Raw genomic sequence first — 13,146 nt, forward strand, 5'->3', positions numbered from 1 at the left:
CGGATTCCGCCGACTTGCACATCGGAAACCGGGTTCCATGATCGCGGCTCCGACTGCCAACGCTTTCCTGCGGACGCGTCGGGACCTGCATTTTCCATGAGCTTTTTCATTTTCGCAGGAGATTCCATGGTCACCTCGCATCACCCCCCGTGTCCCGAGCACGCCCGTATCCGAAACCGCCCGCGCACGGACTACCCGCGCGATGCCGGCATCCCGGCGCTCTTCGCGGAGCAGGTCACCGCGCGCCCCGACGCGCCCGCCGTCGAATGGGTCGGCGGAGTCTGGAGCTACGGCGAGCTGGGGGAGCGGGTTCGCCGCGGCGCCACGGGCCTGCGGGCACGCGGCGCGGCGAAGGGGGACCACATCGCCGTGCTGATCGGTCGCTCCGCGGACGCGGTGGCCGCAACCCTCGCGATCCTGTACGCGGGTGCCGTGTACCTGCCCGTCGATCCCTCCTACCCCGCCGACCGCATCGCACAAATCCTCACCGACGCCGACGTCCGCACGGCGGTGTCCGCGCCCGGCGCGGACATCGAGGTACCCGACGGCGTGGACGTCGTAGGCACGGACGAGTTGTTCGCCGCCCCCGACCGAGCCGACGAACAATGGTGGCGCGGGCGCGCCGCGGGAGAGGCGGCGTACGTCATCCACACCTCCGGTTCCACCGGCGCGCCCAAGGGTGTGGTGTGTCCCCATCGCGGCCAGACGAGGCTGGCCCGCGACACCGGCGACCTTCGTGTCCTGCCCGAGGACCGATGGCTCGCGACCACGAATCCGACCTTCGACGTCTCCTGCCTCGAAATGTTCGCGACCCTGCTCAACGGCGCCTGCCTGGTCGTCGCCCGCGACGAGGACCTGTTGGATTCCAAGGCGTTGGAGAGCGTGCTGCGCGAAGCGCGGATCAGCGTGACGTGGCTGAGTGCCGGACTGTTCCACCAACACACCCACGTCGCCCCGGAGATGTTCGCGAGCCTGCGCTGCCTGATCGTGGGCGGCGACACGGTCGGACCGCGCGCCGTGCGGGCCGTGCTGCGCCACGGGCGGCCGGGAATGCTCCTCAACGGCTACGGGCCCACCGAGAATTCCTCGCTGTCCACGACCCACCGGGTCGACGAGTTGTCCGCGCGGGCGGAGAACGTACCCATCGGGATCAACGTCGCGGGCTCGACGTCGTACGTGGTCCGTGACGACCGGACCATCGCCGACCCCGGCGAGACCGGCGAGTTGTGGGTGGGCGGCGACGGCGTCGCGCTGGGCTATCTCAACGACCCGGAGAAGACGGCGGAACGCTTCGTCGAGGACCCCTGGACGCCCCCCGAGGTGCGCTCGCGCCTGTACCGCACCGGCGACATGGCGCGGTGGCGCGAGGACGGCGCGCTCGAGTACCTGGGGCGCCGCGACCGCCAGGTCAAGCTGCGCGGCTACCGGGTGGAACTGGACGAGGTCGAGGCGGTGTTGTCGGCCCACGCACGTGTGCGGCAGGCCGCCGTGGGCGTCGTGGGCGAGGGCGCCGGCGAGGTGTTGGTGGCCGCGGTCGTGGCACATTCCGACCGGGAGCGGCGGCGCCTCGCGCAACGCCTGCACGAGCATGTGCGCGACCGGCTCCCCACCTACATGGTCCCCGCCCGCATCACCGTGGTCGATCGTCTGCCCTTGACCACCAGCGGCAAGATCGACCGGGGCAGACTCGCCGAGTTGTCGGCACCGGCATCGACACCGGACACCGGCGACGAGGAACCGCGCGGCGAATGGGAACAGGCCGTCGCCCGGGTGTGGCGCGACGTCCTGAACGCCGACGCGGTGTCCCGCGACGACACGTTCTTCGCGTTGGGCGGCACATCCCTGAGTGCCACGCGGATCACCGCCGCTCTTCGCGAACGGCTGCACATAGAGCCCGGATACGGCCGCACGATGATCCGTGACCTGGTCGGCGACCCGTCGCTGGCCGACTTCGCCGCCGCGGTGCACGCGTTGCACGAGGGACGTGCGCACGACGACACGCCCGTGGACTTCGCCGCGGAGGCCCGACTCGCTCCCGAAGTGCGCTTCGACGCGCCCGCGTCCACGCATCCGCGAAGCCCTCGGCAGGTGTTCCTCACCGGAGCGACCGGTTTCCTGGGCGTACACCTCGTCGAGCAGCTCCTGGGCGCGGGGGTGGAGCGGGTGCACTGCCTGATCCGCGCGGACGACGCGCAGGAGGCCCTCGACCGCCTGGCCGCCCGGATGCGGCGGCACGGCGTGGACCCCGAACCGCTGACGGACCGCGTCGTCCCCGTGCCGGGCGAACTCGCCGAGCCGCGCTTCGGCCTCTCCGACGACGCCTGGAACGGCCTGGCCCGCGGGATCGACCTGATCGTGCACTGCGGTTCGCGCGTCAACTTCGCCTACCCGTATGCGGCGTTGGCGCCGATCAACGTCGGGGGAACCCGTACCGTCCTGGAACTCGCGGGCGAGCACACCCTCAAGCCGGTCCACCACATCTCCAGCATCGCGGTGATCGCGGGCTTCGGTACCGCCGGGATCGAGCACGTCGACGAGGACACCCCGCTCGAGCACGCCGACCGCATCTCCCTGGGCTACCCCGAGACCAAGTGGGTCGCCGAGAAGCTGATCGCCGAGGCCGGCCGGCGCGGTCTCCCGGTGGCCATCCACCGGCCCTACGAGATCACCGGCACCCGCGACCGCGGCGTGTGGAACACCGACACGATGATGTGCGCGCTCTTTCGCACCATCGCCGAGACCGGCCTCGCACCGGACATGGGCCTGCCCCTGGATTTCGTGCCCGTGGACTTCACCGCCGAGGCGATCGTGCACATCATCACCCACCAGGAACCCGACGGCCGCGTCTATCACCTCACCAACCCCCACGACGCCCGACTGCCGCTGCTGGTCGAGCGTTTGGTCGCCATGGGCTACCCCGTGCGCACCATGCCCTACGACGCCTGGAGTGGCATGCTCGCCGACCTCACCGCCCAACTGCCCGATCACCCCATGGCCCCGTATGTCGCCATGTTCGTCGAACCCGCCCATGACAGCGACGTCACGGTCAAGCAGATGTACACCGACGGCACCTTCCCTCGTTTCGGTCGTCACAACACCGAAGCGGCGCTCGCCGAAAGCGGCCTGGTCTGCCCGCCCGTGGACGCGGAGCTACTGGATACCTACCTGCGCGAGTTCCGCCACACCGGATATCTCGCACCGCCGCCCGAAGGGCACTGACCGCAACCACCCGAGCCCGACGCGCGAAATCGCGCGACCGGACCACCACACACAACGAATCAGGAGATCCCCGATGACCCGCATCGACGCCGCACGACTCGTCGAGGAAGTCGAGAACCGGCGCCTCGCCCACCCCGTCCCCAACGCCCTGCTCGCCACCGACACGGAGTTGACCCCGGACCACCTGCGACGCCTGATCGGCATCGAAGCCCAGTGTCACCGCACGGAGTTGGCGGCCTACGGCACGATGCTCTCCCGCTTCCCGCACCGCCCCGCCGCCGACCTGTACCTGCAACTGGGCCGCCTGGTCTACGACGCGTCCCCCAAACTGGACGAGTGCGCCCGGGCCCTGGGCCTGGACCCGGCCGAGATGAAGTTCCGGCCGCCGGAGAGCGCGGCGTACGCCTTCGACGGCGTCGTCTCCTGGGTGGCTGTCCAGGGATCGCAGGCGGCCACGGGAATGTCCTCGTACGCCGACCTGACCTGCTACTACTCCGGGTGTGCCGAACTGGTCGCGCGTGTGCGGGCAGTGGGCCTGAAGGTGCCGGACGAGTTCCTGTCCTACTACGAGGACGACAGCCCCGACGAATTGTGTCGCCTCGCGCTGGAGGTCGTCCAGGACGGTCTCGACCGAGGTGACGACCCCGACGAAGTCCTCCTGTGCGCCCGCCTGTTGGACGACAGCATCGGCGACTTCTGGCGCGCCGCGGCCGCCGTGTGAGCACCCCAGAGCGGTCCGGAGCCGACGCGCCGCCTCGGCGCCCGGTCACCGGCCGACGATTCGATCGACAGGAGGAGACCCGGTGAGAATCGGTATCGCGGGGGCGGGTGTCGCCGGGCTGACCCTGGCCTGGTTGATCGACGGAATCCACGACAGCGTCGTACTCGAAGCCCGGCACGACCTCGGTGGAAACTTGCGTTCGCGGCGGTTCGTCGACGCGGGCGGCGTCGCGCGGGTGATCGACCTGGGCGTGTACAGCGTGTCGTTGGAGGCGTTCACGCTCTTCGAGAGCCTGACGCGCAACCTCGGACTGGGCGAGGACGATTGGATCACCACCGCGGCGACCTACACCATCGCGGAGGCCGGACGGGAACTCCCGCTGTTCCAAGGCCCCCCTGACCGCGCCGGGCGACGACGAGGCGGCGGAGAGCGGCCCTTCGACCGCGGACGCGCGGCGGGCGATCGCCATGCTCGTGCGCGAGGCCGTCGACTGGATCGCCCAAGACCTGGACTGGGCGACTCCGCTGCGCGACGTCGTGGAACCGTGGCCGCTACCCGCGGCGGTGAAGGAGAACCTGGTCTACGCCCTGCCCTCCTCGCTCTGGGCCTGTGATCTGTCCCGGGCGTCGACGCTGTCCGCGCGGGCGACGGCGGCGGTGTTCGCAAGTGACGCGCCGGCCGGCACGACACCGACCACGCAGACCCTGCGCGAGGGCATGCAGGACGTGGCCCACCGACTGGCCGCCCGACTGAATACCGCGGACCTGCGCCCCGGCACCGCGCTGCGGCACATCCGCCGCGTGGGCGATCGACTGGCGATGATCGACTCTCGGGGCGACACGCACACCGTGGACGCGATCGTCCTGGCCGTTTCGGCCGACGCCGCCGCGGAGGCGCTGCGGGACCTGCCGGAAGCGGACGTGGCCCGCCGCGCGCTCTGCGCATACCGCTACGCGGACATCGCTCACGGCGTGCACCTGGATCCCTGCTACCTCTGTCCCGACTCCCTGTACCGATCCACGACGAACGTCACCGTCGACGGTGGCCGGGCACTGAGCACCGTCCGACGCCGATTCGACGACGGCGGCGAAGCCTTCGTCAGCCGACTCGACCACCGCGAAAGCCTGCCGCGTCGCCTCCTCGCCCGGGCCGGGTTTCGCACCCTGTTGCCGTTCCCGGCGACGTTCGCCGCACAAGGCCGACTCCGCGAACTCCAGGGCCACCGCGGCCTGTACTTCGCAGGCCACGTCATGACGCAGGTCTCGACCCAGGAATCGGCCGTGGTCTCGGCCGTGGACGTGGCACGAGCCCTGGCCCCCGACAGCCCCCGCCTGGCAGCACTCACCCCACCTCGGAAGGCGACACCATGACCACCCCCACGCCCGCGTTCCAAAACCGCGAGGCCCACATCGGCGACCTCGTCATCCCCTGTATCGACGTCTCCCGCGGCGTCACCACCGAGCCGTCCGCGATACCCGGGCTGCGCAACCCGTCGGACGTCGTCGAGATCACCCGGGCCTACGCCGCCGGCAGCGCCCGAAAGGTGTTCCTCGACGTCTTCGACACGTGGGAGCGCATCGACTACCTCCCCGGCGTGCTGCGCGGGATCAAGGAGGTCGGAATCGATCCGCTGGTCTCCGTCGAGCACGGTCGTCTCCCGTCCGTACGGCACATGGGAGACCTGTTGGCGGCCGGCGCGGACGTCGTGTCCGTCAGCACCGCGATGGTGGACGACCCGCAGATCCTGGAAGCGGCTGTGAGCGAATACGGCGGGGAACAAGTCATGGGTGTCATCAACAGCAGGCGGACGGGTCCGGACGATTGGGAGGCGTACGTCCGCGACGGCGAGCAGCCCTCCGGAGCCACCGCCGCGTCCATGGCGGGCCGATTCGCCGGCTTGCGGGTCGGAGCGATCCTGGCGAACAGCATCGATCGCGAGGGAACCGGGCAGGGCTTCGATCTCGCCCTGACCCGGGCCGTGTCCGAGACCTCCGGACTGCCGGTCATCGCCTCCGGAGGGTGCGGCACGCTCCAACATCTGCGCGACGCCCTGCGCGAGGGCCACGCCACCTACGTACTGGTCAACAAGATGGTCCACGACGGCAAACACTCCGTCGCCGAGATCCGGGACTTCCTCCTCGCCGACAGCCTCTACCGGCCGGGCCACTGATGCGCACCGTCGTCTTCCGAGAGCACGGAGAACCCGCCGACGTGCTGTCCGTGACCGACATCGCGCCGACCGACCCCCTCCCGGGTGAGGTCCGCGTACGCCTGACCGCGCGCCCCATCAACCCCTCGGACCTGCTGTGGATCCGCGGACGCTACGGCCGAGCGGCCCGCTTCGGGCCGCTCGCACCGGGCTGTCCACCGGCCGCCCCGGTGGGTTTCGAGGGAGCGGGAGTCGTGGACAAGGCGGCTCCCGACGTGCACCTGCGGCCGGGCAGCCGCGTCGCGGTGTCCGCCGACGGAACCTGGCGGGAGTACCTCAACGTGCCCGTCGCGGACGTGATCGAGATCCCCGAATGTCTGCCGGACGACCTCGCCTGCCAGATGACCGTCAACCCGATGACCGCGAACCTGCTCCTGGACGACCTGGATCTGGCCGCGGGTGACGTGCTCCTCCACACCGCCGCCACCTCCACGGTGGGTCGGATGATCACGGCGTTGGCGCGACGACGCGGCATCCGGTGCGTCGGTGTGATCCGCCGACGTCACCGCCGCCCGACCCCGTCGGACGACGATGCGGCGGAAGTCCTCGCCGACCCCCCGGAGCGGGCCCGTGAGCAGATCGCGACCTTCGCCGGAGCCGGGGGCGTCACAGCCGCCCTCGACGCGGTCGGGGGCGCCACCGGCCGACTCGCGCTGGACTGCGTGCGCGACGGCGGACGGATGACCGTCTACGGCATGCTCTCGGGATCCGACATCGCGCTCCCACCCGACTCGCTGGTCTTCCACGGCGTCACCCTCGACGGTTTCTGGCTCCCCGAACGCCTGAAGGCCATGCTGCCCGATGAGGTCGGCGAACTCGTGCGCACGGTGACCGAGCAATTGGCACACCATCACCTGGACGCGCCCGTCGCGGGTCGCCACGACCTCGCGGACGTCGGCAACGCCGCCCGAAACGCCGAAAGCCGCGCGGGCACAGGCAAGATCCTGCTCGTGGGCTGACTGCCGAAAGCGTGCACAGGCGACTCCCCTCCCGCCGGGCGCCATACCCGGGGTGGGACGGCTCGCCGCCGTGTCGTTGAATGGGCGACGGCACCGCCCGCCTGGTGGTCGCCACCATGGATCCGGCCGCCCTGCCCGCGCGATCCACCTGGTACCTGGCCACCAACCCGCCCCGGCCAGGATCGCTCCGCGAGGCCACCAGTCGACACCCGGCCGCCGACCCGGCGTCCCGGTCCGATGGACCAAAGCGCGACAGTTGTCACCAACGACCCACACCGAGCCGCGGTTTCCCCGAGACGGGGCGTCCGCAGGAGGCGAGGACGGCGGGGTCGTCGTCGCGGTGCTCGTCGGCCCGGAACGACCGAACCCGACCGCGTACCGGCACCGCCGCAGTCGCCATTCGCCCGGCGACCACGGCCACGCCCGCCGCGAAGTCCCCGTCCCCGGGGGGACTTCGCGGGCCGGGTGCCTCCCACAGCCCCCGGCGACCCGGGCCCACGCACGGCCCGAAAGCAAGAGTTGCGCGATAGCGGCGCCGGACGTCGATTCGCCCGCCCGATGGCCCTTGACTTTCCCAGCGGGAAAGTCGGATGCTTACTTTCCCATCAGGAAAGTGAGGTTCCATCATGACCGACACCGCTCCGGAGCAGGCCCGCGCCGCGCTGGACGCCGTCGACCGTGCCCGGCGCCACGTGGCCGACGAAGTCGGTCTGCCCCGCGGCTACTGGTGGGCGATGGCCGCCGCCTGGACCGTGCTGGGCGTGCTCGGCAGCGTATGGCCGTGGCTGGGCGCAACCGCGGCCGCGGCCTTCGGCACCGGTCACGCGATCGTCGCGACGCGCCTGCTCGGCGGACGCCGACGCACCGGCCGAGTACAGCTCAGCGCGGCCGTTGCCGGGCGCCGCACCCCACTGGTCGTGATCGGCATGCTGGTCGTGCTCGTCGGCGCCACCATCGCCGCCGCGCTCGCACTGGACGCCGACGGCGCGGAGCACGCCGCCATCTGGGCCGCCGTGCTGGTCGCCGCCGTCATCGGCTTCGGCGGACCGGACATCCTGAGCGTTGCGCGCCGGTGGGCGCGGGCATGACGGCGCCGCGGTTCGACGAACTGATCCACCCCAGCACCCGGTTGACGCTGGTGGCGACGCTGGCCGCCACCGACTGGGCGGAGTTCGCCTACCTCAAGGACCGACTGGGGCTCTCCGAATCGGCGCTGTCCAAGCAACTCGCCACCCTCGAAGAGGCCGGATACGCAACCACCGAGCGCCGCATCAGCAGCGGTCGCCGCAAGGTGCGCGCCCGCCTGACCGACGCGGGCCGAAACGCCTTCGACGGGCACGTCGCGGCGCTCCAGGCCATCGTCGCCGGCGCCACAACGCCCACCGACAGTCCCGCCACCCGCTCCTGACGCCGGCACGGCCGCGCCGGCGCACCACCCGCCCGGCGCGGCACGACCGACGCCGGCGACGACCCCACTCCCGGTGCCGCCATCCACGCGTGGGCGATCCGCCTGACGATCGGATGAGTTCCTGGCCGACCCGTGATGGCGATCTTTGAAGGTGGCCGTGACGCACAATTCGCGAAGGTGCGCCACGGCCACGTTCGCGGGCAACCGTCGGCATCCCGCCGTCGGCCCGGGAGCCGGGCGCCTAGCCAGGCCCTGCCCGGCGGATCTTGGTGGATCAGGCCGCGTCGTCCGGTGCCGGGCGGCGCGGACCCGCCAAGATCCGCCGGACAGGGCCTGGGCGTGGGGCCGGGGCGGGGACATCGCATGGGGCCCGGAGTACTCCTGCCCACCGGTGCGGTTCGTGCCCTGTCACCGCTCCGGCCCGCGCCCCGCGCTGAGGCGGTGAGGAGGCGAGCCCGCGTCGGACCGGGCAGGTCAGGCGTGCCGCCGCGATCCGAGTTCCAGGGCCAGCGCCCTCCGTAGCAGGAAATGCGCCCGATCCAGGGGAAGTGAGCCGGCCAACCAGCGCTCGCTGAGGCCTTCGACGAGGGCGGTGAGTCGCTCGGCCGCGTCGACCGGGGCCACGGTCGAGGCGATGTCGCCGCTGTCCTGCCCACGGCGGATCAACTCCTGCGCATCCCGCACCCAGTGCGTAGTGGCTTCGCGCACCTGAAGACCCAACTCCGGCACGAAGACGGCGCTCGCCCGGAACTCTCCCCAAGCCGTGCTGTTCTCCCGCACCTCGGGGGCGTCCTGGAGTTCGAGCATCAGCATTTCCTCCAGCCGGCGGCGCGGATCCAGGTCCGGATCGGTCTCGGACCGCGTGTAGCGCTCGGCGCGCTCGTTGATGAACTCCCAGGTGTGCCGCATGAGTCCCACCCGGTCTCCGAAGTGGTAGTAGACCAACCCGACGGACACTCCGGCCTCGGCGGCGAGTTCCTCCACCCGCAGGCCGCGCACCCCGCGCCGGGCGATGAGCCCGGCGGCGGCTTCCAGGATCAACAACTGACGGCTCGACACCCTGCCACCCCACCGGGGCGGCACAGGGCCACCCATTCCTTGACTGACTGAATATTCAGTCATCGTAGCGTGCGGTCAAGTCCTCGATCACCGCTTGGCAACGGGTGTGGCACACGGTGCACGGGGGGCCAAAGGGTAGGGTGTCGAGCCATGGCCGCCGACCGTCGTACCGTGATCATGGAGGCCGCGGCGCGGCTCATCGCCCGCCGCGGGGTACGCGGGCTGCGCATCGAGGAGTTGGCCGCCGAGGCCGGCGTGTCGAACGGGCTGATCTACTACCACTTCAAGGACCGCGCCGGGGTCCTGCGCGCGACCCTGGGGTTCATCAACGACCGGGCCGAGCGGTACACCGCCGACCGCGTCGCCGCCGAGCATCCGACAGACCCGCGGGCCGTGCTGGAGCAGACGCTGCTCCTGGAGTTCCAGGACACCGCCGAAGTCCGCGAGAACAGCACCGCGTGGGGCGAGTTGAGGGCGAGCGCGATGTTCGACGCCCTGCTGCGCGCCGACCTCGCCGAGGCCACACATGTGTGGGACGGCGAGGTCGCCGACCTGATCACGGCGGTCCTGCCGGCCGCGCCCGCGGGGCGGGCACTGGAGGCCGCCCAACGGCTCACCGCGCTCCTCGAAGGACTCAGCGGGCGCTGGCTGAGCGAGGGACTGACGCTCGACCACGCCCGCACCCTCATACTCGCCGCGATCGACACCGAGCTGTCCCACCTCGACCACGGCTGAGAGACCCCCGGCCATCGGCCGAGGCGCCCTGCGCGGCACCTGCCCCCGCAGGACGTGCCTGCGGGCGCCACACCGCCCTCACCGAACCTCTGATCTCCGGGCTCGTTCCCGCATCGCTTGATCCGCGCCGCGGGGCGGCCGATCGATGCCTCCGTCCACCCCCGCGAACACCGCAGGGCCCGCCCACGCGGACGCGACCGGTCCCCGATCCCGCCCGAAACCCCAGCGGCCGTTGTCGCTCCGAGCTATTGACTGAATTTTCAGTCAGTGAAACAGTGTGGGCACGCCGGACCGGGACCGCAGGTGCCATGTGCGCCCTGTGCCGTCGGTAATCCCCACGCATCCGCGAGTTCGTCCATCCGTGCCGCCGAGCGGCGGAGCTACCACCCGACAGGGAGAGTCAGCCATGCATGGATCGCGCACCACCCTTTCCGGTTCCACACCGGAGTCCGTCGCCGGACCCTCGCGTCGCCGTGTGCTCGGCGTCGTCCTCGGCGCCGCCGGTCTCGCGGTCGGCGGCCAGGCGGTCCTGGCCCCGGCCGCGCGCGCCGCGGCGGCCCTGCGGGTGCCGGCCGACGACGTCGCGCACGTCCGCACCTGGATGGCCTGGCCGACCAGTTCGTCCATCTGGGGCCGTCAGCTGAGCGGCGTGCAGAACGACATCGCCCTGATCGCCAGGACGATCGCGCGCTTCGAGCCGGTGGTCATGTGCGCGCCGGACGCCTCCGGCGCGAGCGCCGCGCGCGCCAAGTGCGGCTCGACGGTCACCGTCATCAGCTCGATTCCCGTCGACGACCTGTGGGCCCGCGACACCGCGCCCGTCTTCCGCACCGACGGCCAAGGCGGACGCGACGCCGTCGGCCTCGGCTTCAACGGCTGGGGCAACAAGCAGACCCACGCCAAGGACGCCCGCGTCGCCGCAGGCATCGCGGCGTACGACCGACTCGCCTTCACCCGCGCCGGATTCACCGGCGAGGGCGGCGCCGTCGAGACGGACGGCGACGGTACCGTCCTGGCCACCGAGTCCAGCCTGGTCGACAGCAACCGCAACCCCGGCATGACCAGGGCACAGATCGAGCAGGCGGTGCTGGCCGCCTACGGCGCGAGCAAGATGATCTGGGTGCCCGGGATCAAGGGCCAAGACATCACCGACGACCACATCGACGCCACTTCGCGCTTCATCGGCCCCGGCGTCGTGATGGTGCAGGTCCCGCCCGCGAGCCGCACCGACATCTGGGCCCAGGACGCCCGCAACCAGCTCGCGATCCTGTCCGCCGCCACCGACGCGCGGGGCCGTCGGCTCCGAGTCATCCGCATCGACGGCCCGGACACCATCCGATCGACGAACCCGGACTTCGTCGACTCCTACGTCAACTTCCACGTCTGCAACGGCGGCGTGGTCATGTCCCAGTTCGGCGACCGCACCAAGGACGAGGCGGCCCGCCGGGTCGTCGCCGCCGCCTATCCCGGCCGCCTGGTGGTCCAGCTGGACACCGACCGAATAGGCGGCGGAGGCGGCGGCATCCACTGCTCCACCATGCAGGAACCGGTGGCCTGACCGCCCCGCCCCCATCCCCACCGGCGCCGGTCGTTCCCGACGCCCACCGCACAACCCCTCCCGGAGTTCCCCATGTCCGCTGCCCTCCCGTCCCGCCGCGCCGTTCTGCGCGGTCTGCTCGGTGCCGGTGTCGTCGCCCTCGGTGCCGTCGCGTGCACCGAGGACTCCACGTCCGACGCTCCCGGGGAGGGTGCCGGTCGCGGCGCGCCGGGAGGGGGTCCGGACACGGCCGAAGCCGGATCACGGAGGTTCGGAGCCGAATGGGACCGGCACGAGCGCACTTTCATGGCCTGGCCCGCCTCGGCCGGGATCTGGGGCGCGGACCTGCCCGCGGTACGCCAGGACATCGCCCGGCTGGCGCGAGCCGTCGCGGGGTACGAGCCGGTCGTCGTCCTGGCCGGCGCGGACCAGCAGGCCGCGGCGCAAAACGCCTGTGGGAAGGACGTCGAGGTTTTGGCCATGCCCGTCGACGACCTGTGGGCACGCGACACCGTCCCGGTCTTCGTCGAGGAAGGCGGCGCGGTCACCGGCGTCGATCTCAACTTCAACGGCTGGGGGAACAAGCAGCGGCACGGCAACGATGGCCGGGTCGCGCGCGGTGTCCTCGCGCACTACGGCCTCCCCCGCAACCAGGCACCCCTGGTGGCGGAAGGCGGCTCGTTCGAGACCGACGGCCACGGAACACTGCTGGTCACCGAGAGCTCGGTGGTCAACGACAACCGCAACCCCGGCAAGTCCCGGCAGCAGATCGAGGACGGGCTCAAGCAGACCCTGGGCGTTACCCGGGTCGTCTGGTTCGCGGGCGTCCGCGGCGAGGACATCACCGACGCCCATGTCGACTGCCTGGTCCGGTACACCGCGTCCGGCGCCGTCCTGCTGGACACCGCGTTCCCCGGCGGCCCCGCGGACTCCTGGTCGCGGGCCGGCGACCAGGCCCGCTCCGTGCTGAAGACCGCCGTCGACGCCCGGGGCAAGCCCTTCGAGGTCGTCGACCTCCCGCAACCCGACCCGGACCTGATCACCGGCCGCGGTGACACGTTCGTCTCCAGCTACGCCAACTTCTACGTGGCCAACGACGCGCTGTTCATGCCGCGCTTCGGCGACAAGCGCGCGGACGACCGGGCGCGGCAGATCCTGCGCGACCACTTCCCCGGCCGCGAGGTCGTGCCCGTCACGATCGACGCCATCGCGTCCGGTGGCGGAGGCATCCACTGCGCCACCCACGACCAACCCGCCGCCCCGGCATCCAAGTAGGCGCTGCCGAGGGCGGACCCGCAC

Annotated in this window: 11 protein-coding genes and 1 pseudogene; 11 read left to right on the plus strand and 1 reads right to left on the minus strand. The window is 71.4% G+C overall.

Going from position 1 to position 13,146, the window contains the following annotated elements:
* Positions 1-126 precede the first annotated feature (126 nt).
* The 8 genes and pseudogenes from ACFXKZ_RS34810 (at position 127) to ACFXKZ_RS34845 (ending at position 8,516) form a co-directional block, all read left to right on the plus strand.
* Positions 127-3,219 (plus strand): amino acid adenylation domain-containing protein, encoded by a 3,093-nt coding sequence (locus ACFXKZ_RS34810; protein ID WP_380005941.1) that lies wholly within the window; start codon positions 127-129, stop codon positions 3,217-3,219.
* A 73-nt stretch (positions 3,220-3,292) separates the two neighbouring features.
* Positions 3,293-3,940 carry a hypothetical protein gene (locus tag ACFXKZ_RS34815; RefSeq protein WP_380005943.1) on the plus strand — a complete coding sequence of 216 codons (648 nt, stop codon included), beginning with the start codon at positions 3,293-3,295 and terminating at the stop codon, positions 3,938-3,940.
* A gap of 82 nt (positions 3,941-4,022) precedes the next feature.
* Positions 4,023-4,181: pseudogene (locus ACFXKZ_RS34820) on the plus strand (NAD(P)-binding protein); the annotation flags it as partial.
* A 226-nt stretch (positions 4,182-4,407) separates the two neighbouring features.
* Positions 4,408-5,310 (plus strand): FAD-dependent oxidoreductase, encoded by a 903-nt coding sequence (locus ACFXKZ_RS34825; protein ID WP_380005945.1) that lies wholly within the window; start codon positions 4,408-4,410, stop codon positions 5,308-5,310.
* Positions 5,307-6,110, plus strand: a complete 804-nt coding sequence (locus tag ACFXKZ_RS34830) for a HisA/HisF-related TIM barrel protein (RefSeq protein WP_380005947.1) — start codon at positions 5,307-5,309, stop codon at positions 6,108-6,110. The genes ACFXKZ_RS34825 and ACFXKZ_RS34830 overlap by 4 nt, the downstream gene beginning before the upstream one ends.
* Positions 6,110-7,108, plus strand: coding sequence for a zinc-dependent alcohol dehydrogenase family protein (locus tag ACFXKZ_RS34835; RefSeq protein ID WP_380005949.1), 999 nt, complete (start codon positions 6,110-6,112; stop codon positions 7,106-7,108). Before ACFXKZ_RS34830 ends, ACFXKZ_RS34835 begins: the two co-directional genes overlap by 1 nt.
* 626 nt (positions 7,109-7,734) lie before the next feature.
* Positions 7,735-8,196, plus strand: a complete 462-nt coding sequence (locus ACFXKZ_RS34840; RefSeq protein WP_380005951.1) for a hypothetical protein — start codon at positions 7,735-7,737, stop codon at positions 8,194-8,196.
* Entirely contained in the window at positions 8,193-8,516 is a 324-nt protein-coding gene (locus ACFXKZ_RS34845; protein ID WP_380005953.1) for a transcriptional regulator, read from the plus strand. The genes ACFXKZ_RS34840 and ACFXKZ_RS34845 overlap by 4 nt, the downstream gene beginning before the upstream one ends.
* 474 nt (positions 8,517-8,990) lie before the next feature.
* On the opposite strand, the gene ACFXKZ_RS34850 is transcribed toward ACFXKZ_RS34845, so the two are convergent.
* Positions 8,991-9,575, minus strand: coding sequence for a TetR/AcrR family transcriptional regulator (locus ACFXKZ_RS34850; protein ID WP_380005955.1), 585 nt, complete (start codon positions 9,573-9,575; stop codon positions 8,991-8,993).
* Between the two features lie 150 nt (positions 9,576-9,725).
* On the opposite strand from ACFXKZ_RS34850, the gene ACFXKZ_RS34855 reads away from it, so the two are divergent.
* The 3 genes from ACFXKZ_RS34855 (at position 9,726) to ACFXKZ_RS34865 (ending at position 13,122) form a co-directional block, all read left to right on the plus strand.
* On the plus strand, positions 9,726-10,310 hold the full coding sequence (locus tag ACFXKZ_RS34855; protein ID WP_380005957.1) for a TetR/AcrR family transcriptional regulator: 585 nt from the start codon (positions 9,726-9,728) through the stop codon (positions 10,308-10,310).
* A 406-nt stretch (positions 10,311-10,716) separates the two neighbouring features.
* On the plus strand, positions 10,717-11,868 hold the full coding sequence (locus ACFXKZ_RS34860; protein WP_380005959.1) for an agmatine/peptidylarginine deiminase: 1,152 nt from the start codon (positions 10,717-10,719) through the stop codon (positions 11,866-11,868).
* Between the two features lie 72 nt (positions 11,869-11,940).
* Positions 11,941-13,122 (plus strand): agmatine/peptidylarginine deiminase, encoded by a 1,182-nt coding sequence (locus tag ACFXKZ_RS34865; protein WP_380005961.1) that lies wholly within the window; start codon positions 11,941-11,943, stop codon positions 13,120-13,122.
* The last annotated feature ends 24 nt before the right edge of the window (positions 13,123-13,146 follow it).

It is taken from the genome of Embleya sp. NPDC059237, from assembly GCF_042754105.1.
Lineage (GTDB): Bacteria > Actinomycetota > Actinomycetes > Streptomycetales > Streptomycetaceae > Embleya.